This window comes from Pseudomonas sp. MDT1-17 (genome assembly GCF_054898105.1).
The window spans coordinates 39,296-61,927 of sequence record NZ_JBUBVM010000002.1 but is presented as its reverse complement, the minus strand read 5'-3'; the positions used below and the strand labels follow the sequence as shown (position 1 = coordinate 61,927).

Here is a 22,632-nt window from a genome sequence, read left to right as displayed (position 1 = left end):
CGCACTGCAAGGGCAAAAGCGGAAGCCGCAGCTAAGCGAGCAGAGCGAGTCTGAACGGGTGAGCATTTTGGGCGTAGCCATGCCCTTGCTGGGTGCCCCGGCCTGGCTACCGTCAAGTGCAGGCGGAAGGTTCGCAGCGATGCAGGCGCACACGGCACAGCGGACTTGAACACTGCTTGATCTGCGCTCTGCATCTTCATGGGATTTTCCCTCAACTCAGAGCTTGGTGACGGACACTGTGTATGTCAGTGACTTGAGAACAGCTTTCGTGCCGTCAAAGCCAAAAGAAAACGACTCATACAGCTCGACGTCTGGCTCAAATTTCCCAGCGGCAAGTTCTTGCTGGATGTGATCTGGTAGCACCCAGCCGGTCACTGTCGGCAGCCCATCAATCTGCCCGACACACAGCTTTATGTTTTTGTCCGATTCCTTGCGGCCGCGATGATCGTAGGCTTTCACGATGCCAATGCGGCACTGGTCGTCTGGTACATCCAGTGAGAGCGACCTTACTGCGTCGGTGCCAGGTTCGGGCCGAACGATTGTTGTCTGCGTGACGACTACCCGCCAAACCTGCGGGTTATTCGATGGACCTGCAACTTGGGCATGTGCGGTGCATGCCAAAAATGCGGTGAGAGCTAAGAGCGTGCGTTTCATTCGTGTCCTTTGTCGATTTCGCGGACGCGAAAATCGGCGTCCTTCTACTGACCTGGCCCCGGTTTTAGGCCGGGGCTTGGGTGGATCTGTGCGGAATTTTCCGTGACCAGCTCATGATGGTGTCGGGTGCCGATTGCACCCATGTCAACCGCTCGCCAGGCCGCACCTATGCGCTCGCAATGGAGGCTTTCTTGGCGGCTTCCCACTCCGCAACCAGCGTCGACCACACTTCATGGCTCAGCAGGTGATTTCTGGCCAGCGCGTTCAGGTAGCCGACCATCACCCCCGATTCATGGGTGCGGGTACTAATCCCCATCGGTTCGGCTTTGCCGTACGACTGACGAACGGCTTCGGCCGATTTCGCCATCTCGGCGCGCGTGCTGGCCAGCAGCTCGGGGTTGTCTTGCTCAATTTGGATCAGGGGCATAATGGAGTTCCTTTCAGTTTTACGGCTGGGCTTGGGTGCACCTGTATGGGATTTTCCTCGAACTTACTGTGATGCGTCGCTTGGGCCAGTTGGCAGGTGCCATCCTACATTTTCGGCACAAACAGCAACTTTCCCGCTAGGGAGCGCCTTCCAGCTCCCTCCACTACAGATACCTTTTAGCGCTGCATCATCTTTAGCCTGCGCTGCCTGCTGGCTTTCAGAAATCGACACCAACTTCGCAGCTCTGAGCTGATCGTCCGACTGCGCTGGGGACAGCCACCAGTAACCGATCCCGAGGCCGAGCGCTGCACCAATAATGGCTCCAATGATCTGCTTCATAAATTTCCCTTAATTTGCGTCTTGAGATGAAAACAGCAAGGATTCCCAAGAATCTGAAATATTACCTATGGATTCTCGCGGCTCCCCCCACTTCACCCCATCGGGCAGCCAACCTTTCGCTGTTATTTCTGGTTTTTTTTCGAAGAAAATCCAATAACCGAGCGGATCGAGCGCGCACCAATTTGCCCAAAGTGGCCAAGTTGCGACTGATGGGGGGGCAATACTGCCGGCTTTTTTCCGGGGCTTTTTGAAAACTCTCATGAAGGATTTTCCCTTAACTTAACTCGGGTATGTCGCGGCAGAGCTTCTATAGCGTTTGAGCAATGCTTCCAGGAAAGTAGTCACGGCGGAATCGTCCTGAAGAAACGCTTTCACTTGGTCCTTGTCGTTCTCTTCCAGATCCGCCGTATCTTCGTCCAACGTACCAGCCCAGTCAGAAAGTACGTCCTGCCACTGCACGTCTTCTTCTTCCGAAATACCAAAGTGCGCTTTCAGCCACGTATAGGCTTCCAACTCACCGCCAAACCCCTCTGGCCCCCAGACACGATCCATTTCAGCAAGCACTGACTCGATTAACTCTGATCTGATTTGACGTTTCATGGCTAATTTTCCTACCTAACGCTGATAGCCGATGGTCACGAACATTTCAGAGGTCGTAGCCCGATAATCAGGATTCTCATCAGTGACGCCAAGCATGTCGGGGGTGAGCATTGCCGTCTCACTGGAGCCCGTTACAAACTGATTAGCCTTGATTTCCATGGTCTGATTCCTTATGCCTGCTCGGCAGTTTTGAATGCGCGCACCGCGTCCTCGGCGGCCTGCTTGGCCATCTCGTAAAACTCGTCGCGCTCGTCATCGGTGATGATATTCGCGTCTGCCAGCGCCTCGGCATAGGCGCGCACATGTTCCTCGGCCCGGTCAATGTAACGGCGCTCGGTGCGGGCGATCTTGTTGATCTTGATGCGCAGGTAGTTGAGGAACGTTGTTTTCGGGGCAATTTTCGTGCTGGTCATACTGGGTATCTCCCTGCTCGATCCTGGGCGCGAAAACCGCGCCTCTCCTACGGGCTTAGCCCGCACTGGGCGGGCTTGCGAGTGCAGCGGATTTTCCTACTCAATGCGAGGGCAAGTGCCGCTTGATCAACTGCCCCAAAATGCCACTAGCTTCGCAAATGGACACCTGGGTGATCCGATGAAGCGCAGACGGCAGTACACACTCTGGGCGCAAGTCGCCGTTGTCGAGAGCCGTTAGCAGAACCAGCGAATCGAATTGCGACCCTTCCGGTAGCGCGTCAATGCTGACTTGGGCAGTGCCTGGAATGCCCGCTAAAAGCTCGCGGAGTTCATCCACAGTCGCAAAGGCGGCTAAGTCGTCTACGCGGGTTACTTCAACCATGGGCATTCCCTCGATCAGCGGACGCGAAAGCCGCGCCCTGTTACTGCAAAAGGCCCTTTCGGGCCGGTGGTGTGCATGCTCCTTTCGTATCTAGATCTGTACTTCGGTTTCAGGCCCACCGAGCCAGTGAAGTGCATCCGCAGGAGCGTGAAAATATGCTGGCTTGCCTTGACCTTCCTGAATAGAGCCCGAGCCGTTCGGGTGAAGGGTGATAGTTACAGCTTCTTCATGCCCTGCCTGAACTTTGGCGAGCCATTCGGTAACAGACAAATCCTCTATTTTCTTCATTTGCGCGACTCCATTTTCGGCACGACGACCGTACCCTGGTACTGCCAAAGCCCGCACGGCGGCGGGCTTGTGAGTGCAGCGGATTTTCCTATGCGTCCAGCCTAGGTGGGGCAGGCTTGATAAAAATCATCAAACCCAGCCAGTTCATTAGCGCATGACCAGGTACAGAGAAGTCGCCGCCAGGTAGCAGGCGGAAACGCTTTGCGGCCCTGATTTCGATTTGCTTTGTACGTACGTTGAAGATCACGGTTTTCCCCACTTATGGCGAAACGAGTGGGACGCCCTCGACCAACCGCAGCCATTCGTTCACTTGTGTCAGATAGACAACCGGCTGCTGAGTATCAAAGTCAGCCAATATTCGTGTTTTGACAGCGCTGTACTCAGCGGGAATAGTTGCGCAGGCCTCGATCATTGAATGCTGAAGCTGCAACATGCGCAGAACAGATTCACGCAAGACCGTCACACCCGCAGGTGTAAGCTCTCGCTCCCCCTCCCTAAAGCAATTGACCTGCCCGCGAAGAAACCTCATTGGCTCTGTGTGCTGCTGTCTGAGATTGCGAACACTCAATAGGCGGCGGTCGGCTGCAAAAGCCTCGAAAAGTTCACGATCCGGCGTACTTTCAGATGACATGGCTGTCCTTTTTCAGTGTATGAGCGCGACGCGAAAAACGTGTCTCTCGTACGGGCTTAGCCCCAATCAAGGGGCTGTGATGTACCTGGGCTGCAATTCCTTGAACATTTAGCTTCGGTCGCTGGGGTCCAGGATGGAAGTCGCTTTGGCCCCCTGTATCTTGAATTCGGGTGGATCAAGGATCAGCTTGCGCACCGCTTCGAGGTAAGCCTCGGTGCATGCCTGACATGCCCACGGCTCGCCATGACTGCCCTCCTGTGAGCAGCCACGTTTGAATTCTTCCGTCGCGGCAACCAGACCTCGCGCAATGTTCAACTCAGTCGGATTGCGGTTTGCTTCACCCAGCACGGGACCGGCTGCGTTAAAAAACACTTTTTGCTGCTGCATCTTCTTGACTCCTGCCATTCGGGTTTTGCAGATCGGCGTGATTTTCCATTGTGTCTGTGACTGTCGGCAACCGACTCGCTGAATCGACTCCCGACAGGCCCCGCACGTAGCAGGGCTTGTGGGTTACTTCTGCTGCAAATCGTGGTTGAGCTGCTGCTGTTGGTACGTGAGTTGAGCCTTCTGGAACTCCATCGACTTCAACTGATTTGCCTGAATCTGCGTCAGCACAAGCGTCATGGTTGCGAGCTGCTTGTTCTGCTCATCGATCTGAGCTTGGGATGCGCAGCCAGTGAGCGACAACAGGGCCAGAGCAGATGCAACAAGAGTGATACGGACTTTCATGGTGAGTCGTTCCTTCATAGCGTCCAGGCCATCCCTGTACGCTTCTACTGACCCAGCCCCGCACTAGGCGAGGCTTGGGGTGTTTCTCGCATGCGAGAATCAGTGTTCCTGCTGAGATTCCTAGAAGTCGCTGCCGTAACCGATTGCTATGACTTTCGTGTCTTCGTCCAGGCCATCGCGGAGCAGGCCAAGCATGCCGGGCGTGATCACAACGAGTTCGTCACTGGTAAGCGCTTCCCCCTCCGCAACGCTGCCGAACGCGGTCATGCAGACAACGCCAATGTCGCCATGCAACGCCTTTTGTTCCTCAAGCCAAGCCTGTAACTCTGAAATTTTCATACCGGTCTTCATGGGAATTTCCGTTGATTCAGTTGTTCGTGCTTGGGCCGGTCAGTTTCACGCCCGATTTATGGATCGACGAACTGCTGGCATTGAGGTCGTCCATCCACTTTTCTTGCTCCGCAGCGGTTCTTGCTCCGCAAACCGATCCGTAAACCGACCAACCGTACTCGTTTTGCGAGCTTGGAGCTCGAACCATATTGAGGGTGCATTCCTGTCCCATGAACAGCGCCTTTACCGTGGCTTCGTCGCCTTTAACTTCTGGTGGGGCTATGACGATAAACCGATTGGTCAGATACGGAATGGCCATCGCCTGGGCTGCTTCTGGTGAACCTGGCTTTATCTCTGCCTGAGCCCCCAAAGCAACAGTGAAAAGCAAAAACAAAAACTTGGACTTCATGTGTTTTCCTGCTCAATCCCGAGGGCCGAAAGTGCCCCTCTCCTACTGACTTAGCCCGCATAGCGGGCTGTGGTGTACGGCGCGATTTTCCGTTGATTCAGGCGTTGGTCAAAAGCAACGCACCGCGATGTGCTTGAAACCGCCGAAGAACGCTTTGATCTTGTCGGCAGCGTCGTAACTGTCTGAAGCGTTGAATTCCCATGCCAAGAATTTGCAGGCAAAGAACACACTACCTCCTTTGTCCATCACCAGATCGCCCCCGCCAAAGCCGTTTAGGCCATTGACGGTGAACGTCAGGCTGTCATGAGCCGGGCAGTCGCATTCATCGTCGCAAACGCACGTCGAGGCGGAGCGAACATCAATTACATCAGCAGTCCCATCAGCCATGATTGTTCCTCGGAATCGATGGTGTGCAGCCCAACTCGCGAGGGCCAGCAAGGCGAGCAACGTAGCGAGGCTTAGGCTTACGCTGCCTGTCGTTCTCTTTTGCACAAATTGCGGCAGCGGAACCAGTTCTTGCCCGCACGTACATGGTGTGGATCACCTTCTGTTTCTTGCCCTGGTGCTCGATCAGATCCACGGCGAAAGTCTTCCATACTTTGTCTTTCCAAAAGGCGTGAGCGTCGGCCTCATCGCCAAACAGCATGCGTTCTTGCCGTGGTGTTGGAATCATCGCAGTTTCCTACGCCGCAGCGGGTTGCTGGGGGAGGCTGCGAACGTCGAGCATTGAGGCACCTGCGAAAAGCAACGAACTAACCGCTAGCACACCCAAGATCACGTCACTTTTGACGATGCCAACCACGAGCAGTAGTACCGCAATAACCATCAAAATTTTCATGCTTCGTTTCCTAGAGAAAAACGGTATCAGTGAGGGTCTTGCTCCCATCGGCGCCGATGGTGGTCATTCGCATGCGGGCGCCTTCGCCGCCGCGAGTCTCAAAACCTTCTGGTGGTTCGATGATAAAGCCTGCACTGCGAGTGCTCGGGTCACCTATGCCGTAGACCGGGTTTACACCCTCCGCGGTCGGTTTCACATCGCCAAAACACGGCAGCACCGCTTCGATTTCTTCGGGGGTCAATGGCAAGTACATGTTGTTGGAGTGCTGTACCAGCTCGCCGTTGCAGTGGCGCAGAAGGTAGATGTCAGACCCGAAAATGCCCTGACGGCGACGGATCTGCACGACGTAACCAATCTGGTTGACCAGTGGTGCAGGGCCCGGCCCAGTCCGCACGTACTGACCAAATACAGGCAGTCGATCTTGGAACCCGGCGAACATTGTCGTGGCGCGCTCCTCCCACACAGACGGCAGGAGTACGCGGGAGAACACCTCTTGATAATCTGGCTTTTCGCGATCCATCGTTATTACCACCTCAGTTTCGCGGACGCGAAATCCGCGTCCTTCTACGGCCTCGGCCCCGCGTTTGACGGCGGGGCTTATCGGCTTTCCTGGCATGTGATAATGACTAGCGGACCAACGCTTGCAGAATCATCTGACGCTGCAGCGGGCTGCTGGCTTCGAAGTAGCGGGCAAACGCCCAGATGCCCATCTTGCGAATATCGGACAGCGGCGTCTCAAGGATGCGGGTATACTCTGTGCCTGACATAGCGGATACCTTTTGCGGGGTTTCGGTGTGTTATGAGCGCCAAGGTGGTCGAAGACCTTGGCGCTCTTTTTTTGGTCGAAGGAAAAGTGCCCTCCTTCTACGTCCTTAGCCCCGCGTTTGACGGCAGGGCTGGTTTGTTTTCTCGTATGCGAGAAATTGCCTTGTCACCTCTTCACGCCATCCCGACAGCCTTATCCAGTGCCGTGTTGAACAGCTCGGTAACATTCGTTCCGTCTTTTAGTGCCACAACAAACTGACGATTCTCGACTTTCAAGAAAACTTGAATGCCGGTGATCTTGCAGGTAACTGACTCAGGCAATTTCTCGTCATCATCGAGGACGGCACACTGGGCGGCACAGATGAGATTCACCAACTGACCACGATACAAGCCATCCAAAATGGTGAAGCCGCCCGCTGGAGCAACAGGGTCCACCTTGTTTGCAGTCAAATCGTAGAGCTCACCGTCGCTGGTGAACCAAACGCGGTACACAACACCCTTGTCGATTAAAGATTGAAGGCAGTTGCGGACTTTCAGACCGTCAGTTGACTTGGTGACGTTCAGGGCTCGCACTGCTTCGACGATTCCGCTTCTCCACTCCCCATTGCCAGCGGAGATAGCCTCAAGGACTGCTCGGGTAATCAGTTGGTTGCGCTGGGCGGTGTTCAGCGTTGTTGCCGGCTTTACAGGCTGAGCAGTGTCTGTAGAGGTCTTGCGTGCATGGGCGATCATTGGCCTTTTCCTATGGTCAGTCGTCGTCGGACAGGAACGTAAAATTGATAACGTCGGAATAGATGCCTTCGACCCAAGCGACCTGCTGTTGCCACAATTCACGGGCGGTCAATTCACCCGTTTCAAATTCTTCAAGCCCAATAGGCGGCTGACCGGTCATGTTTTCAAATTTTGCCAAAACCGCATTCTGGTGAGCGGTCAGCTTTTGGCTGTAAATGGTCGGTTTAGGTGCGGTACTCATCTGTCAATTCCTACTTCACTTCGTCGAAAGACCACTGGACGCAATCGAAGGCTGCTTGTTTCGCTTCCTCGTCGATTTGCTCCTGAGTGGCATCGTCTTCAACTTCGAATTCAAACTCGACTTCGGAGCCTTGTACGTCTGTTTTGATGGTGCCGGTAAAAGTGCGCATTGCAGACTACCCTATAGGTGCTTTACCCTTCGATAGAATCAATTTTAGTTCCGTTAAACGGAACTGTCAAAGCCTTTTTAACGCCATTCCGCTTTAATATTTCACCCCATGATTCGACTCTATATTCCGGGCCGTCCTTGACGATTAAGGTGCCAAATTCGGCATTCAGCGCCTGCACGTAGTCGTCAATTTTGCCCTTGCTGAGCCCGGTCAACGCCGCAACGCTGGATGCGGTCGCACGCTCCAGGCGATCAATAGCTGCCAGTGTCACCAAAAGGCGACCAGCATGCCCCTTGGGGTACTGGGGTACTCCGTTTTCATTCACCTCAAACACTGAAATACACACTCCAAACGTACCAATTAACGGAACTATAAAGCCACCTCGAAAGCCAGTCGAATGGTTTCTTGTTTGACCGACATATATGGCTTGCTGTGATCGAGGCAGGCGTGCCCGAGGATGGTCTGTACTGTCTCTACGTCGCCAGTAGCGGCCAACACCTTGGCCGCCAGTGAGCACCTGCCACTGTATGACGAACCCTGCTTGATACCGGCCTGCCGGTAGAGCCTGCTGATCGTCTGTTGCAGCGAGTCACAGGCTCGGTACACCTCTGGCCCACTGTCCAACTGGCGGTGTTTGAACGCCAGTTCAAAGGCTTGCCCTTGTGCGTCATGACCAGCTTTGAACCTGGGCGCAACCCTCGGTACTCATCTGCACCGGAAAGCCCCCAGCGGGGCCGGGATCGCACCCCCAACCACGCATCGAGCGCAGCAAGGCACCGTGCATGCGTCAGGTACACGTTGCGCGGTCGACAGCCCTTGGTGATATCTGCACGCAAATACACCTCGGGCTTGATGGCTCCGCTGGGATACAGCACGTCGGCCACCTCCAGCAAAGCCAGCTCGGTGACGCGGATACCGGTCGTGTGAGTCAGCCACAACAACATCACATCGCGCTCTGGTAGACGGCCAGTGACGGATGCAACGCGAATCAGGTGTTTGAATTGTCCAGGGCGTAGCGAAGTAGCACGGCGGGGAGTCATACGGGCTCTCTGTCAGGATTGCGCGGGAATCGCGCTGAATCTGGAGAGAGTGGCCAGCGGGCCTCCTGAATAGCTTACAGGCAAGCCCGCTGTAGGGTTCACGGAAAATTGGTTGGGGTTTTACAGTGGGCAATCCACCTCAACATGCACACCCCTAGATTCCACTTCGGCAGCGATCATCCGCGCCTCTCGTAGCTGTGTGCCACTCGCAGCAGCATCCAGACGCAGCCGGATGGATTTAGGCTCATTGCGCAAGCAGTCCTCTACTTCCGCCCGAACAGTGTCTGGCGTCATGTCTGCTGTCACGCACACGGTAGTAGCGGCCCATAACGAATTGATCGTATTGAGGCCTAGCCGGGTCAGGTTTTCGACGGCAGCAGGCGGCCACTCCGGAAAATTATTGTCCTTGCCACTCATCGCGACAGCAGTGTTCCAGTTCTTGAACTGTCGCTGAACAGCGACCGCTTCAAGGGATTGGGAGGCAGTGATGGGGATGTCTATAGAATTGAAGAAGCTACGCAGACGTTTGGCGTCAGCCTTCATTGTTTCGATGGTTTGCATGGAAAGATCTCGGTAAGCCAGCTCACGGCGGTGTCGGTCCCTCCGTTGCGACGTGCTGGCCAAGACCATTCACGTAGTGGAACGCCTTGTTTTCACCATGCCATTTTGGCGGAGGGGGCAGGCAACAAGTGGCCTTACCCCAAGGCTATTTCAGCCATCTGTGATTATCAAGTCCAAAGATCACGGAAAATCGCAGGACGCAGGTTGGCTACTATGGGCCAGTACGCGGCAGCGCCTGGGCGATCAGCGCTTCGAGCTGCAGCACTACTTCCTCGGCGGCCTCGTCACGGTCCCCGGCCAGATACTGTGTCTGCTTGCCCAGCTTGTCGGCCAGCGCCAAGTCGCCGCGCCTGGTGGCTTCGGCAGCGTCATCCACCGCTTGGGCCACTGCCGCTCCGGCCTTTCGCCAGGCTTCCAGCGCGGGTTTGAGCTTGTCTGCATCAATCATGGTCATGCCGGTGTCCTCGACCTTGATAGGGGGAATATTCAAGCTTAGTACGCCTCCAGAAGCCCGGAAAAAGCACACGCCCGGAAGTCACGGAAAATTCGCCACGGTGTCGCCCGCGTGCGCGGTCGACCAGTCGCCGAAAATCTCACCCCGCGCCCTGTTCAACCCCGCTTTTAGTGCGCGGTCTTTCGCGGGAGCGTGCGCGGTCCCACCACGGGCAGCACTGCAAGAGGAATGGTCCCGGCAGGTACAAGGGTGCAGCGAGCGGGGTAGGCCGCAGGCCGCAGGGGCAGGCCCCTGTTCGGAGCGACGGCGGAGACAGCTTTTCCGGGGCAGCTATTACAACTCCAATTCCATCTGGCGCGCTGTTGCCGCGTGGTCAAACGCTAAATACAGCGCCTCGATGCTGGCCTGGTTTAAAGCGCGTAGCGTCTCAATGCCCAAGCCGAAGCCTTCGGCGCGATCGGCAGCACGCTGTAGATCGATTACGCTGCGTGCCCCCTGGATGGCGAGCAGCTTGGTCGCCTGGGTCTGAACCGCTGCGGGTAGATTCAATGGGTCGAACGGGTTCATTGCTCGCCTCCCGCCAGTCGCTGGTAGACAGCCCGCTCGGCCCAATGGACCACATAAAGCGAGGCCTACGGAGCAGTTGAGTTATCTACGGCTCTTCAACAGCAATGCCTGAAAGCTGTAGCACGTATATCACCGACATTAAACAGTCTAGGCACAGACTTGCACGGGTTTACGTTGGCAGCTTGCGACTCTTCAACATTTTGTAAAGACCCGTCTTGAAGTCCATTTGGGCAACTGGTTACTGCCGCAGCAAGCCGCCATACGGGGAGCTCAGGCAGCCTCCAGAGCGGAAGGTGACGAATTTCAGAAGTGGCATATGGGCGAGTTCTACGCGTGCTTGCGGCATTTTTTCTCCTCAATGGGCTCTTAAGCCGGCGATATCAGCCGATATCGACACCTTGCACGCATTACGTACATACGTACATGTGCACGCAAAAAAATGTCTACAAGGCTTCGTCTTGGTCCATCCCGAAGCTCAACCCACCGACATACAAGACGAAGTCTTTACCGGCCAAGCCTTCCATATAAAACAACTCGTACATCACCGACAGCGCTTCAAGAGCCTCTCAATTGCGGGAAAAACCGGCACAGCACCCTGGAACGTCTTTCACCGACAACCCCTTAAACAATGCGAAGTGAGCTGATAGCAACGATCTATCCAGTTCAGTATATTCGGCATAAAACGCAGTAAATAGCGAAGCAACGAAGGTATGTGATTCAAATAATTCAGGTAAAAGCAAAAAAAACAGCTAGAAACAGGTTTTTAGCTTGATTGTGGCGAACAACCTATTAATATTCGTGAACCACACATTAGAAAGGTTTTTCACATGCAATCACCTTTGGACTCATTCGAAGAAGACGTCATAAATTTCACTGACTTCACCACCCTCCTCTACTCACCGCAATTTGCAGCAGACTGCTTGGGGCTCACAACGCGCCGCCTAAAGGATATTGAGGAAGAAAACGGCATCGAAATTCGCCGGATACCACGCGGGACAGGCACTTCTCGTGCCTACATCCTGAGTGACATCTTTGATATCGCTGCTGTGCGGCGAGCGAAGGGCTACACAAAGGGGCTTCCTCGCCAGGTTAGGCTCGCCACTTTTGTACAAAAAGGCGGAACGGGTAAAACGACATACACAGTGAACTTTGCGATGTACGCTCAGTTCGGCGGGCTCAGAACACTGGTCATTGACAACGACCCACAAGGTGACACATCAAGTGTGTTCGGGTACGACCCAGACCTCGAATTAGACGATCTTGAAGCGATGAAAATACCTGCCGATCGGTATGTCAGTGGGCACTTGGGTAATCTCCTTAGCCCAGATCTACGGGTTCGCTGCTTTGACGTGAAATCATTCGATCAAATTGTCAAAAAACCATTCGGGGAAAATGGCCCGCACCTCATCCCTGCTGATGCGTATCTGGATGATTTGGCAGTTGCACTCGATGCGGAAAATAACAGTGATTTTTGGTATGCCAGCTGGCTTGAGCGAGCGACAAATGGCGAAATACCTGGACTGGACCTTTCCTGTTACGACGTCATTATTTTTGATAACGCACCGACAGCATCACGGCTGACCAAAAATTCTATTGTTGCAAGTGACTTTGTTATTTGCCCGGTGCGGATGGACAAATTTTCGTTTCGAGCACTAAATCGACTCAACGACTGGATGGTTCGTTTTGCGAAAGCATACCGGCGCTCCCCTGGGGTTTTGGCCGTTCCGACCATGTTCATTCGAAATCGAAAACGCATTATGGGCAATCTGATGGTGCTGAATGATCTTTTCCCTGGACGCGTTACTGAAGAGAAACTCTATTACTCTGAGGACTACGGTAAAGCTCTGGATCTGGGCATTCCGTTGATTGTTTGGAAAAACGCCACAAACAAAACGATAGACGCAATGCGTAGCGTTTTTGGTGAAACACTCAACAGAATCAAGGAATTGGTTTCTTAACCTTGCGGCCTCGCCCAGTGTTGCGTGACGCAACACGGCGTCAAAGACAGGGCTTAGGGGTGTTGCGTGACGCAACAGGTGACGCAATACGAATAACTAGTGTTGCGTGACGCAACAGTTCACTTTATCCAAACGCCGAACACGCAGCTGCCAATCCTTGCCGTCAAGGACGGCGGACTGGAAGGAGAAAAAAATTGGCTAAGTCACAAGATTTTCCCGGGGCACCAAAACCGGATGCACCAACAAGTCAGATTAGAGGTCTGCGTAGAAACGACCCGGCACCAGAGCCCAACGTTGGCATTTCAGTTAGCCAGATGCTTGAAAACCAGCGCACTGCCAACGCGTTGGCCGAGGGCGGCACCAAGGATGAGAGCCCTACCAAACCCTCCCCCGCTGCTGTAGGCGAATTCGAAAAAAATGAAGAGTCCGAGTTCGGAGAATTCATATCGGTCGATGTGGCCAAGCTAAAAAAATCCCCCTTCCAACCTCGGATCGTCTTCTCAGAGTCAGAAATTGAAGAACTGGCAAACTCAATACAGACAGTTGGCTTGGTAAAACCAATCCTTGTCCGTCCTCTTGCGGATGGGTGGTTTGAGCTCGTTGGAGGAGAACGCCGCTGGAGGGCACATAAACTTCTCGGAAAGCAAAAAATAATGGCGCAATCGCGCCACCTTACAGACGCAATGGCGATGGTTCTTGCATTGACCGATAACGAAGGTCAGGAACCACTTACAGAATACGAGCGTGGCCGAGGCTACAAAAAAATATTGAGCTCGAAGGAAGAGCCAAGTATGCGCGCCCTGTCCCGCCGCTTAGGTGTGAATGTTTCAATCGTCAGCAGATGCCTGCTGCTGACAGAGTTTCCAGAAGAGATTCTTGATATTTTGGATGTGAACCCTGGACTGGTAGGAGGAACCGCAGCAAAGGGGTTTGTAGACTATTCGAAAGAAGAACCAGAGCTTACTAAAAATGCAATATTGCTCATTCGAAACGAACAGATCAGCCAAGAGCAAGCTCTACGCTGGATTGCCAAAGAAATCGCCTCAAGAAACCCTTCATCTTCCACCAGGCTAATTGATAAAAAGGTTGCTGGTTTCGGAACGCTGAGGGTTGACGGAAAAAAAATGGAATTTCGTTGCGAAAAAGATTTGAATGCTCAACGGCTCGGTGAGCAATTCGAGGTATTTCTAAAAACGCTTAACCGGGAAGAATTAAAGACTGATTAATCATCTGACTTAATCACTGCTAGTCGATTTAACCCTTTAATAGACCCTGCCATTCGTGCAGGGTCTTTCTTTTCCGCCTCCCGCATTCCTTCGCTATATCCCCCATCCCTCTTAGCTCCTCACTTACGAGCACTCTCACAGACCATAATCACCTGCTGCTGTATACCAAATCTGGTCAAGGGTCGGCCCGGAAGCCGCAGGCGGCGCGCAGCCTGCTTGCAGGCGAGCACCGAACGGGTGAGGACTGAAGCGCAGCGGTCCCTTTACCAGGTGGCTGGTGATCAAGGCTCCCCCGGCGGTCATGGGGTTGCTTCTCCCCCATGGCCGTTGGGGTCAGAGGCCGACTCGCTCCCTTCCTGTAGGGAAGGGCGGGGGGATGGGTGTGGCCGCCGGCGGCGGCCGGTGTTGGCCGTCATCCACAAATCCACGGGCTGTGTTAGGGGATGGGCCAGGGGATCCCCGTGCAGGCGGTGGGGTTCGTGGGTGATCCGGTGCTCCTGCAGGTGCCGGCGGCGCCGGTGGCCACCGCCGGGTGGCCGTGCCCTGCCCTGTTCTTTCCCGCGGCTGATCGCGCACCTGGTGCACGTCGGTCGACGCGCCCGGGCCAGCACCTGGTCAGCCGCTCGATGCCGGCGGCGCGCAACCCCTACTGCAGGTGATCGAGGCCGGTGCCGATCGGCACGACGTGGCCGGCGATGGCCGGTGAAACGCATCCAAGAGAGGATGAGGAGTTGGCAAGCAAATCCGCGTCCGACCGGAGTGGTAGGGTTGAGCAACGTCAAGGCTCAGTCGCAGCTCGATACACCGACGGCGCCAGTATCAAAGTGCAGTCGAGCTGAAGAGAAGGGCAGCGAAGCAAGTAACCACCTTTAGGGTGCTGTTGCTAAACATCGTAACGCGCGACTGAAAGAGGGGAGGGGGGACAGAATGATTAACCCTAGATTCTACAAGCCGCAGACGTAAAAAACCGCCCGAAGGCGGTTCTGAATGAAGGTTGTAATTTAACGACCTGAACTGTTCTTTGATGTACGGTCTGCCTTTAAGAAATAGGCTTCTAACGCTTCATCAATGATGTCCGACTCATTTACTTTCTTCCCTTCCTTTTTTGACCTTGCGAAAGCCTCATCGGCCAGGCGCGAATTGTAGGTCTTTCTGATTCTGATCGTTTTGTTCTGCTTTTCATGGACCGATACTCCCGGAGTCTCACTAGATCCAGATAAGTGCTCGCTAAGAACAGAATTAGCTAACGCTCGGCCCGCGGATGTGCTGTCTTTCATATCATTACCTTGTCTTAAAACGCATTAGTATCCGCAATTTCCCGGAAGGCCTTCGTTGATTTCTTGCGCAGACATGCTAGCGAGTTGATCAAACCTGTACATAAATAATTATGTACGTATTTACGTAAATGTAATAGCTGAACGCGTGGAAATCAAGGTGAAACCGTGAATTGCGACATGCCTAGGGTCGGTCTTGAGTTTCTGTGACAGCTCCCTGCGTGTCTGATCAAGAAGTCGTTCCTCGATTTGATTTTCGGTAAGGTTCTCGACTTGGACCTGAATTCGAGCTTCCTCTGGAGAGGGCGTCATAGCGGTCATGTCCACATAGAGGACGTCATATTCTCTAAGCATAAGTAGCACCACATGCACACAATGAGTTTTTATATAGCAATCCCGCGCTTCGCTTTTTCAAGAAGCCCTTGGAGATGGTCGATAGCTTCTCGATTGTTACGAATGGCATAGTCAGGAAATGCGGACCTACCAGACTCCTTGCGCTTGAGTAGATCAGCGATGTGATCTTCCTCAAAACCCATACATAGAAGTGTCTTCTCGTCATCTCTGACTACGGCTTCGTTAGCGTCCAACATCATCTGCTGGGCGTCTTTCAAGCGACGGATTTCGGATTCAACCTGGTTTATCACATCAGGATCCGGGGGTTTTGGCGCAAAAATCATCGCGATGCTCCTAGACGGTTTCTCGGCACTGCGAGCACTGGTAGCCGCCAGTAGCTTGCTGTGTTTTGGACGTGGCATGCGGAGTATAGTCATATTATGTACTTACGTAAATACTTACATACGTAATAAGTAGTTTGAGTTTGTCGGCGATATACGTGCCGCGAAACACAGCGTGAGAGCTCCTCCCTGAGCCCCCAGCGAATCGTTTTTTTGCGTATTTCACAGACCTGCGCTGAAGCGGCAAAAGGCCTACACCAAGCCGGCGATTAGCCGGGTAGGCGATCCTGGGAGAGGAGGGGGGGCGCATGGGAAATGTCGGCGATATACACCTGGAAGCTAAACAGGGATAGTTTTTTCCAGTTTTTCGTACCACGCGTAACCGTCAACCATGTTGCTCAGCTCTTCCGAGAGCGCCTTGTTATTACGGGTATAGAAAACGACCCTTTGCACCTTGTTGCTCTTATCCAAAGCAATTCGATAATCCGGCAATGAGTCACGCTTGATGATGCTCCTGATTTCGGAGCGGAAACGCCGAAGATCCTGGCTGGAGCCTGACTTTTGCCGGAGAATTTCGATGTCACACTTCCAAAAAACCTTTTTACCAGCGTGCTTTCTGGCCAACTCGTAGAGACGCCGTTCAAGCGCTTGGCCCAGTCCGAAGTACCGCCGATCGATGGTGAGAACTTCAAAGTGGATCAGAGCGTTGAAAAGCCATTCGGAAATCGTGACGCTGACTTCCAGTGCCCCCTTGCCGTTCGCAGTAGTCCGCTCAATTTCATAGTCATCGATAAAACCGAAGCCTTTGACCTGTTCGACACCACCCGTGACGATGTTCGTTTCGAGGTTCGTACCTTTGAGACGACGGAGCATATCGACGACCAGGTAATAGGAGTTTCCACCTGGTGATCGGCATGTACCGGTCAAGAAACGATAGATGTCCACCTTTACTTTTCGAGCAAGAGGTTGACCCAATTTCCGCCCTTCGATCAATTGAGAACCGATGAAAAGCAGAAGATCCTTATCGAAAACCGTTGCAGCTCCGACAACAGAGGGTGTTATCCGGATTCGCTTCTTGGTGGTGGGGTTTTCGTACTCCCGGATCTCCGTGTCGTGTTTCTTCGACAGGGAAAAAATAGGGAATTCCATACTGGCCAAATCGTCCTTTACCGGCCATTCCATGAGATTGGCGTGAAAAAGATCGGCTTGTTCAAATGGTTTAAGGTCGTCGTTCGAGCTCACGCTCATTCCCCCCGCAAGGCTGCTGGTAGCAAAAACACCACCATCAGATAAATTCCGGTCACCACTTCACTTGCTGACCATCAAATCGAAACGTAACATGCTGAAACCCAAAAGTGCTCCTAGACGGACTCTGTCGGGTAGAAGCCCGAGTCGGTAGCCGCCACTCGGGCTTCGTCGTTTCTGACGCGCATGTTACTCAGATTACGTAGATACGTAAACACGTAATTACGTAGATACTCCCTCACTTCGCATAATCAGTCCTCATCTAGCCGCTCTGCCTGGTCAAGGGCAGCCCGGAAGCCGCACGCGGCGCGCAGCCTGCTTGCAGGCGAGCACCGAACGGGTGAGGACTGAAGCGCAGCGGTCCCTTTACCAGGTGGCTGGTGATCAAGGCTCCCCCGGCGGTCATGGGGTTGCTTCTCCCCCATGGCCGTTGGGGTCAGAGGCCGACTCGCTCCCTTCCTGGAGGGAAGGGCGGGGGGATGGGTGTGGCCGCCGCCGGCGGCCGGTGTTGGCCCTCATCTCATCCTTAAAGCGAAAGGCTCATCACGGAAGGCGTGAGGTGATTGCCAGGTACGGATAGACGGTGATCAGTTGGAATGGTGGCTTGGCTCTGGTGCACAAAACGGAAGCATCTTTCTACGCGTTTCTCTGTAGACGTAGAACACCGACAGCCTGCCGGCCACTGCGTACTGCTCTTCCTGATTACGCTTTTCAAATCTAACTGACGCCGCGGGCCGTTGATCCTGGCCCTGGCCGCATTCGTTTCCTGGAATGCTCCATAGCGAGAAGTCTGAGCGGGATTCCGGATGCATCGTGATCTTCAGGAAATTCATCCGAGGTTGTTGATAACGGGTTAGAAGCTTAAAGATTGGTTAAGACAGGTAAAAACCGCGCGCGCGTGTTAACCCTTTAACAATTGCTCTGAAGCCATTGAATCTAAAGGGTTCTGGAAACATGAATGTCGGTAAAAGACGAAATGCCTGTCGGTGTTATACGTGTAAATGTCGGTGATAGACGGTCGCCTCTGTCGGCGTTATACGTGTGAGACATCGAGTTATCCACAGTTGTCGGTGATATCCCTAGGGCGTCGGCGTTATACGTGTCGAGCTCGAAAGGGGCGTAACTGGCCGTTCTGGATGAAAACGCCAGCTTTGCGGCGTAATTACGGGCTTTCGACACTGTTCAATCATCAAAAAATGTCGGCGATATACGAAATGAGCCCCGTTTTGTCGGCGTTATACGTGCCATGCCGGGCAGCGTAAATCGCACACCGCTTTCTGTAATCTATCCACCATGGAAACTAACAAAAGCTGACACCACTTGCCGGATAGTGGCGTATAGCGCTGAAAGCACTAGTACTCGTCCCTTGTTCCTTTTCGCATCGTGTATATAATACGGAAAAGCGAGGAGGCGAATCCGCCATGAGCAACGACACACCACTAGGGGCTGGATCCCAATTATCCAGCTCTTTCGCCTTGGAAAACCGTGAACTGATGAATCAGATCATATCCGAGGTGGTTTCGCAGGTTAAACAGACCAGCGATGCAATTGAGCCTGCTGAACGTGTTCAAAAGGAGCGGAAGAAGATCTCCTTCATCGCCGTGTCAGCAGTGAAGATGAATTACATCCTCGGCACAGCGCTCCTGGTTGTGTTAGGCCTCCTCTGCGTAACCACCTGGTTCGCCGTGCATCCCCTGCGTGAGTATTTTGCAAGTGACAATGGCCGGATTTTCCCAATGATCCCCATGTCGCAACCCTACCGTAAACCCGGTGACGTGATTCAGTTCGCTAAGGACACGCTCACGCGTTCCTTCACCATGGACTTCGAAAACTATCGCCAGGATCTGGAAGATAACCGACCTCGATACACCCGCCTGGGGTTTAAGTCATACATCGACGCGTTGCAGAACGCTGGAATCCTCGAGCTCGTGCGGCAGAAGCGCATGAATATGTCGATCACAGCGGGCACCGGTGTGCTGGTGAAAGATGGGATCGAAAACGGCGTGTACTTCTGGACCATCGAAATTCCTATTCAAATCAGGCTGACGGGGCAGACCTCCGAACTGCCGACCCAACGCTTCCTTGCGACGGTGCGTGTTGAGCGTATCGACACTCTCGACTCCATTGAAGGTATCGGCGCGGCCCAACTGGTCACCAAGCCGCTATAGGTGAGCTCATGTTCGATCGTTTAGTTATTGTCTCCGCGTTGTTGGCAGTTTTCGGCTCGCCTTCTGTTCTTGCCGTTGAGGGTTTCCCCGCCCAACAGCCAGTGCCAACTCAAGCACCAATGCCAACTCAAGCGGTAGGTGCCCAACAAGCCGGTTCGAAGGAATCGCTTGAATGGGTTAGTTCGACACAGGTTCCGCAACAACAGGCAATGTCGTCTCAGCAGCAAATCCAAGCCGCATTCCCTCCTACTAGCTACGGCCCGAACAATTATCCGGTGCAGCAGCCCGGGCAAGCCTTTCCCGTGCCAGTGAACGCTCAAGGTTACCCGGTGCAGCCTGGCGCGCAGGCGCAGTATCTGGCGCAACCAGGTCAACCGCAGCGACCTCAGGACGACGGTACACGGGGCTTATTTCCGCCTAACCAACCATCTGCCGGCGCGATAGCGGGGGAGGTTGTTTCACCCTTCACCCCCGGCGAAATCCGTGAATTGCGAAAGCAATTTGATGCCAGCCGTGACGCTAAGGCGTTTAAGACGATTCGTGCAGTGCCGAGGATCAGCAGCATTTCCGTCGACCTATCACCTGGGTCGTCGATGCCGATCGCGCGGCTAATGCAGGGCACACCTGGCTCGCTGGTTTTTATCGACTCGACGGGAGCACCGTGGCCGCTAGCGGCCGCACCGCGTATTTCCGACGATTCGTTGTTCTACGTGGAATGGTTGAAACCATCCCATGCCGTGGTGATTTCGGCGTTGAGCCAATACGAAACTGGGACGGTGACGGTATTCCTTCAAGGGCTAGCCACTCCTGTAGTCATTCAGCTCGCAACCGGCGAGGAGAACAGCAAGGAGATCAGTCGGATTGTAGATGTCCGGCTCGATGTCCGCGTGCCTGGCCGAGGGCCAAACGCCAAAAACGCCGTGACCGGTCCAGGAAAAATCTCGTTGTACGACGACACGCTTCAAGCCTTTCTCGATGGACTGCCACCGACTGGTGCCAAGGCGATTAAAGCCAATGGCGAAATTCCAGCTGGTACGAAGGTTTGGCAGTTGGAAAACGAACTCTTCGTCAGAACAACGTACGACATCAAATCTCCGTTTGATCAGACCAGCTCTGCTGCCAATGGCACGCGGGTTTACCGCATGCCTATTACCCCGTACGTCACGTTTTCAGACATGGGTCGTTCCGTGACCGTCCAGCTCGACATTCTTTGAGGTTGAATCATGAGTGAAATGCAAGCAGATGTTGGACGGAACACTATCTGGATCATCGCCACAGTGGCCCTTGTGGTCGTTGGTGGGTGCTACGTGGCTTACGGCTACTTCGCTACTGGATCCACGGCCGCGCCGAGCACGGTGGCGATCAATACTGCCGGCAAAGGCACGGCCTCGCCCGAAAGCGAGCATTACGGGAAGGTGCTGAACAAGTACAACCAGTCCAATGCAACTAATGCGGAGCAGGAAGGAAAAACCTACGTCTCCGTAATTTCCACCAGGGATCAACCAGTTCAGGAAGCTCCTGAATCCAAGGTCGCTGCACAAGAGCAACCGAAACAACCTCAAATTGTTTACGTGTATCAGCCTGCGCCTCAGCAAAGCGCCGGTCAGCATCAGCAAGAGGTCTTGTCCGACCAGGAAAAAGAGCGCAGAGATCGCATTCGAACTCAGGCGGCGGGGCTTATCAAAAACTGGGGGGGATCGAAGCATACGGTTGCGACAGTTACTGATGAAAGCGGCTATGCGGGCACTGTGAACAACAGCGTATCGAGTGGCGTAGGTGTGCCGGGTGGCCACCCGAGCGCGGGTCAGCTAACCAGTGCCGTACCCGTCGTGAAGATCCTTGATGACTTTGTTCGAATCCCTGCTTTGCTGGGCACTGATCTCGACACCGATGAAAATTCTGTAGTGGTTGCTTCGGTCCCCTCAGGTCCTTACCAGGGGCTGACTGTGTACGCGCAGGGCTACAAGCGCATAAATGAATCGATCGATATGACCTTCACCATCATGAAATGGCGCGGGCGCTCTTACAAAATTACCGCAAAGGCGATCGACCAAAACACGTTACGCAGCGCCCTTTCCGGAGAGGTCAACAACCGTTACTTCACCCGGATCATCCTTCCAGCAATTGCTGCCGGCATAGGCAGAACCGGGCAGCTGTACGAACAGTCCAGCGCCCAGAACATCATCACCCCGCAAGGTGGCGTCATTCAGACCTATCCATCCACGCCGGACGGCACGGCCGTGCTTGGAACGATGATCGGTGGCATGGGGGAAACCGCAGGCAAAGTGTTGGCTCAAGACGCCGCTCAGATGCCCACTAAGCAAGTGCTGATCCCGAAGAACGACACGATCGGCATTCAGTTCATGGCGCCGGTGTTGTCCACCGACGACATTTCCGCAGGTGCGTCTGCTCCCGCGGTGGATCTGAATACGCTCAGCCAACCCGCATCGCAGCCACCCGTTCAGCAGCAACAACAGCAACAGCAGCAGCCAGCAATTCGACCAGCGGGTTACCCAATCACCAATCTGCCGGCGACTGGGCTTTACCCAAACACTCAGTCTGGCTATTCTGCCTATTAATTCTGTATCATTGCCACGATACGAAAAGGAATGATCATGACTAATCAGACAGAACCGCAAGCGGACGTGTTCGACATGTCCCGGACAGTCCCAGCGCCCGGAGCTGCGCCTGAAGTTGAAGTGCGCGAGAAAAGCGAGCCGAAACCGAAGCAAGCCAAGAAGGCCATGAGCCTGCCGACTGCTATTTCATTTGAAAAAGTGAAGAAGTACGCCGTGCCAGCGGGGTTGGTATTGGCGGTTGTGGTCGGGGGGGTGTGGTCCTTCGTGCCGGGAATCTTTTCGTTTGGTGGTAGTGCAAGTCCCGCACCCAGAAGCATTGCGGCCCAGCCGTCTTTCACGCCTGCAGACGCCATGCGAGATGCAGGGCAAGCCACCTTCAAAGAGGCGCAACGAGCTGTTTCTCAACCTGTAAGTGGTGCAGATCAGGTGCCGACTGCAGCAGCCGAGGTTCCAGCAACGCCTGCCGCTCTTAGAGCTGAACCCGAGCGCATAGAACCAGTTGCTGCTGTGCCACCTCAAGGCCTGTCGGTTGTCGACAAAGAACTGCAGATGCGTGTGGTGACACTCGAGCAGTCGATGGTTGAGCTGCAAGCGAAAATCGCTCTACTTGAAGGTCGACCTGGTGCGGATGTCACCGCCGGTGGCACCAACGCAAAAGCGGCCAAGTCTGCAGCGGCGAAAAACGATGCTCACAAAATTCCAAAAACCAATGCTCCTGGGGCCTCACGTTCGGCGAAAGCGCCGAGCAAGCCAGCCAGCACAACGCTCGTAAACAAGGGTTTCACGTTGAACACCATCTACGCCGGTCAAGCCTGGATTCAGGATTCCGAACAGGTTTACGTGGTGCAGGTGGGCGACCTTGTTGGTGATATGCAGATCCAGTCGATTGATCCGAAGGGCCGCCGGGTTATGACAACCAAGGGCGTAATTCGCTAAGGA

At 54.1% G+C, this 22,632-nt stretch carries 35 protein-coding genes and 1 pseudogene; 6 read left to right on the top strand and 30 right to left on the bottom strand.

The window, feature by feature from the left end:
- Positions 1-216 precede the first annotated feature (216 nt).
- From ACYZTX_RS29900 to ACYZTX_RS29770, 27 genes and pseudogenes are all read right to left on the bottom strand, one after another.
- On the bottom strand, positions 217-654 hold the full coding sequence (locus ACYZTX_RS29900; protein WP_462037210.1) for a hypothetical protein: 438 nt from the start codon (positions 652-654) through the stop codon (positions 217-219).
- 166 nt (positions 655-820) lie between these two features.
- Positions 821-1,081 (bottom strand): hypothetical protein, encoded by a 261-nt coding sequence (locus tag ACYZTX_RS29895; RefSeq protein WP_462037209.1) that lies wholly within the window; start codon positions 1,079-1,081, stop codon positions 821-823.
- A gap of 63 nt (positions 1,082-1,144) precedes the next feature.
- Positions 1,145-1,420, bottom strand: a complete 276-nt coding sequence (locus ACYZTX_RS29890) for a hypothetical protein (protein WP_462037208.1) — start codon at positions 1,418-1,420, stop codon at positions 1,145-1,147.
- Positions 1,421-1,429: 9 nt separating this feature from the next.
- Positions 1,430-1,681, bottom strand: a complete 252-nt coding sequence (locus tag ACYZTX_RS29885) for a hypothetical protein (RefSeq protein ID WP_462037207.1) — start codon at positions 1,679-1,681, stop codon at positions 1,430-1,432.
- A gap of 18 nt (positions 1,682-1,699) precedes the next feature.
- On the bottom strand, positions 1,700-2,020 hold the full coding sequence (locus ACYZTX_RS29880; protein ID WP_462037206.1) for a hypothetical protein: 321 nt from the start codon (positions 2,018-2,020) through the stop codon (positions 1,700-1,702).
- 15 nt (positions 2,021-2,035) lie between these two features.
- Positions 2,036-2,179: a hypothetical protein gene (locus ACYZTX_RS29875; protein WP_462037205.1), complete on the bottom strand. Its 144-nt coding sequence runs from the start codon at positions 2,177-2,179 to the stop codon at positions 2,036-2,038.
- Positions 2,180-2,190: 11 nt separating this feature from the next.
- Positions 2,191-2,433, bottom strand: a complete 243-nt coding sequence (locus tag ACYZTX_RS29870; protein ID WP_462037204.1) for a hypothetical protein — start codon at positions 2,431-2,433, stop codon at positions 2,191-2,193.
- Positions 2,434-2,533: 100 nt separating this feature from the next.
- The gene (locus ACYZTX_RS29865) at positions 2,534-2,815 is read right to left on the bottom strand and encodes a hypothetical protein (protein WP_462037203.1); all 282 of its coding nucleotides are present in this window, start codon (positions 2,813-2,815) and stop codon (positions 2,534-2,536) included.
- Positions 2,816-2,905: 90 nt separating this feature from the next.
- Positions 2,906-3,103: a hypothetical protein gene (locus ACYZTX_RS29860; RefSeq protein ID WP_462037202.1), complete on the bottom strand. Its 198-nt coding sequence runs from the start codon at positions 3,101-3,103 to the stop codon at positions 2,906-2,908.
- 259 nt (positions 3,104-3,362) lie between these two features.
- On the bottom strand, positions 3,363-3,734 hold the full coding sequence (locus tag ACYZTX_RS29855) for a hypothetical protein (RefSeq protein WP_462037201.1): 372 nt from the start codon (positions 3,732-3,734) through the stop codon (positions 3,363-3,365).
- 108 nt (positions 3,735-3,842) lie between these two features.
- Positions 3,843-4,121 (bottom strand): hypothetical protein, encoded by a 279-nt coding sequence (locus ACYZTX_RS29850; protein WP_462037200.1) that lies wholly within the window; start codon positions 4,119-4,121, stop codon positions 3,843-3,845.
- Positions 4,122-4,244: 123 nt separating this feature from the next.
- A complete protein-coding gene (locus ACYZTX_RS29845) occupies positions 4,245-4,463 on the bottom strand; it encodes a hypothetical protein (RefSeq protein ID WP_462037199.1) in 219 nt (72 codons plus the stop codon).
- A gap of 120 nt (positions 4,464-4,583) precedes the next feature.
- Positions 4,584-4,814 carry a hypothetical protein gene (locus ACYZTX_RS29840; RefSeq protein ID WP_462037198.1) on the bottom strand — a complete coding sequence of 77 codons (231 nt, stop codon included), beginning with the start codon at positions 4,812-4,814 and terminating at the stop codon, positions 4,584-4,586.
- A gap of 16 nt (positions 4,815-4,830) precedes the next feature.
- The gene (locus ACYZTX_RS29835; protein ID WP_462037197.1) at positions 4,831-5,202 is read right to left on the bottom strand and encodes a hypothetical protein; all 372 of its coding nucleotides are present in this window, start codon (positions 5,200-5,202) and stop codon (positions 4,831-4,833) included.
- Positions 5,203-5,310: 108 nt separating this feature from the next.
- Entirely contained in the window at positions 5,311-5,589 is a 279-nt protein-coding gene (locus tag ACYZTX_RS29830; protein WP_462037196.1) for a hypothetical protein, read from the bottom strand.
- Positions 5,582-5,875 (bottom strand): hypothetical protein, encoded by a 294-nt coding sequence (locus ACYZTX_RS29825; protein WP_462037195.1) that lies wholly within the window; start codon positions 5,873-5,875, stop codon positions 5,582-5,584. The genes ACYZTX_RS29830 and ACYZTX_RS29825 overlap by 8 nt, the downstream gene beginning before the upstream one ends.
- A 9-nt stretch (positions 5,876-5,884) precedes the next feature.
- Positions 5,885-6,040 carry a hypothetical protein gene (locus ACYZTX_RS29820; RefSeq protein ID WP_462037194.1) on the bottom strand — a complete coding sequence of 52 codons (156 nt, stop codon included), beginning with the start codon at positions 6,038-6,040 and terminating at the stop codon, positions 5,885-5,887.
- A gap of 10 nt (positions 6,041-6,050) precedes the next feature.
- Positions 6,051-6,560, bottom strand: a complete 510-nt coding sequence (locus tag ACYZTX_RS29815) for a hypothetical protein (RefSeq protein ID WP_462037193.1) — start codon at positions 6,558-6,560, stop codon at positions 6,051-6,053.
- Positions 6,561-6,666: 106 nt separating this feature from the next.
- Positions 6,667-6,807 (bottom strand): hypothetical protein, encoded by a 141-nt coding sequence (locus ACYZTX_RS29810; protein WP_462037192.1) that lies wholly within the window; start codon positions 6,805-6,807, stop codon positions 6,667-6,669.
- A gap of 172 nt (positions 6,808-6,979) precedes the next feature.
- On the bottom strand, positions 6,980-7,537 hold the full coding sequence (locus tag ACYZTX_RS29805; protein ID WP_462037191.1) for a hypothetical protein: 558 nt from the start codon (positions 7,535-7,537) through the stop codon (positions 6,980-6,982).
- Between the two features lie 16 nt (positions 7,538-7,553).
- A complete protein-coding gene (locus tag ACYZTX_RS29800) occupies positions 7,554-7,778 on the bottom strand; it encodes a hypothetical protein (RefSeq protein WP_462037190.1) in 225 nt (74 codons plus the stop codon).
- Positions 7,779-7,788: 10 nt separating this feature from the next.
- The gene (locus tag ACYZTX_RS29795) at positions 7,789-7,947 is read right to left on the bottom strand and encodes a hypothetical protein (RefSeq protein ID WP_462037189.1); all 159 of its coding nucleotides are present in this window, start codon (positions 7,945-7,947) and stop codon (positions 7,789-7,791) included.
- 22 nt (positions 7,948-7,969) lie between these two features.
- Positions 7,970-8,281 carry a hypothetical protein gene (locus ACYZTX_RS29790; RefSeq protein WP_462037188.1) on the bottom strand — a complete coding sequence of 104 codons (312 nt, stop codon included), beginning with the start codon at positions 8,279-8,281 and terminating at the stop codon, positions 7,970-7,972.
- Positions 8,282-8,316: 35 nt separating this feature from the next.
- Positions 8,317-8,987: pseudogene (locus ACYZTX_RS29785) on the bottom strand (tyrosine-type recombinase/integrase).
- Positions 8,988-9,107: 120 nt separating this feature from the next.
- Positions 9,108-9,548, bottom strand: a complete 441-nt coding sequence (locus ACYZTX_RS29780; protein WP_462037187.1) for a glyoxalase superfamily protein — start codon at positions 9,546-9,548, stop codon at positions 9,108-9,110.
- A 211-nt stretch (positions 9,549-9,759) separates the two neighbouring features.
- Complete coding sequence (locus tag ACYZTX_RS29775) at positions 9,760-10,038, bottom strand: hypothetical protein (RefSeq protein WP_462037186.1); 279 nt, start codon at positions 10,036-10,038, stop codon at positions 9,760-9,762.
- Positions 10,039-10,335: 297 nt separating this feature from the next.
- The gene (locus ACYZTX_RS29770; RefSeq protein ID WP_462037185.1) at positions 10,336-10,569 is read right to left on the bottom strand and encodes a hypothetical protein; all 234 of its coding nucleotides are present in this window, start codon (positions 10,567-10,569) and stop codon (positions 10,336-10,338) included.
- Between the two features lie 827 nt (positions 10,570-11,396).
- Between ACYZTX_RS29770 and ACYZTX_RS29765 the strand changes: the two genes are divergently transcribed.
- Positions 11,397-12,527 (top strand): ParA family protein, encoded by a 1,131-nt coding sequence (locus ACYZTX_RS29765; RefSeq protein WP_462037184.1) that lies wholly within the window; start codon positions 11,397-11,399, stop codon positions 12,525-12,527.
- A 194-nt stretch (positions 12,528-12,721) separates the two neighbouring features.
- Complete coding sequence (locus tag ACYZTX_RS29760; protein WP_462037183.1) at positions 12,722-13,753, top strand: ParB/RepB/Spo0J family partition protein; 1,032 nt, start codon at positions 12,722-12,724, stop codon at positions 13,751-13,753.
- Between the two features lie 1,001 nt (positions 13,754-14,754).
- Here ACYZTX_RS29760 and ACYZTX_RS29755 read toward each other — a convergent pair.
- The 3 genes from ACYZTX_RS29755 to ACYZTX_RS29745 all read right to left on the bottom strand — a co-directional run bounded on the left by ACYZTX_RS29755 (position 14,755) and on the right by ACYZTX_RS29745 (position 16,943).
- Positions 14,755-15,030, bottom strand: coding sequence for a hypothetical protein (locus tag ACYZTX_RS29755; RefSeq protein ID WP_462037182.1), 276 nt, complete (start codon positions 15,028-15,030; stop codon positions 14,755-14,757).
- A 380-nt stretch (positions 15,031-15,410) separates the two neighbouring features.
- Positions 15,411-15,704, bottom strand: coding sequence for a hypothetical protein (locus ACYZTX_RS29750; protein WP_462037181.1), 294 nt, complete (start codon positions 15,702-15,704; stop codon positions 15,411-15,413).
- A gap of 336 nt (positions 15,705-16,040) precedes the next feature.
- Positions 16,041-16,943 (bottom strand): replication initiator protein A, encoded by a 903-nt coding sequence (locus ACYZTX_RS29745; RefSeq protein ID WP_462037180.1) that lies wholly within the window; start codon positions 16,941-16,943, stop codon positions 16,041-16,043.
- A gap of 1,424 nt (positions 16,944-18,367) precedes the next feature.
- Between ACYZTX_RS29745 and ACYZTX_RS29740 the strand changes: the two genes are divergently transcribed.
- From ACYZTX_RS29740 to ACYZTX_RS29725, 4 genes are read left to right on the top strand one after another with little or no spacing between them, the layout of a single operon-like run.
- Positions 18,368-19,114 (top strand): DotI/IcmL family type IV secretion protein, encoded by a 747-nt coding sequence (locus tag ACYZTX_RS29740; RefSeq protein WP_462037179.1) that lies wholly within the window; start codon positions 18,368-18,370, stop codon positions 19,112-19,114.
- 8 nt (positions 19,115-19,122) lie between these two features.
- Complete coding sequence (locus ACYZTX_RS29735; RefSeq protein ID WP_462037178.1) at positions 19,123-20,328, top strand: DotH/IcmK family type IV secretion protein; 1,206 nt, start codon at positions 19,123-19,125, stop codon at positions 20,326-20,328.
- Between the two features lie 9 nt (positions 20,329-20,337).
- Positions 20,338-21,693, top strand: coding sequence for a conjugal transfer protein TraO (gene traO / locus ACYZTX_RS29730; protein WP_462037177.1), 1,356 nt, complete (start codon positions 20,338-20,340; stop codon positions 21,691-21,693).
- A 36-nt stretch (positions 21,694-21,729) separates the two neighbouring features.
- A complete protein-coding gene (locus tag ACYZTX_RS29725; protein WP_462037176.1) occupies positions 21,730-22,629 on the top strand; it encodes a hypothetical protein in 900 nt (299 codons plus the stop codon).
- Positions 22,630-22,632 lie beyond the last annotated feature (3 nt).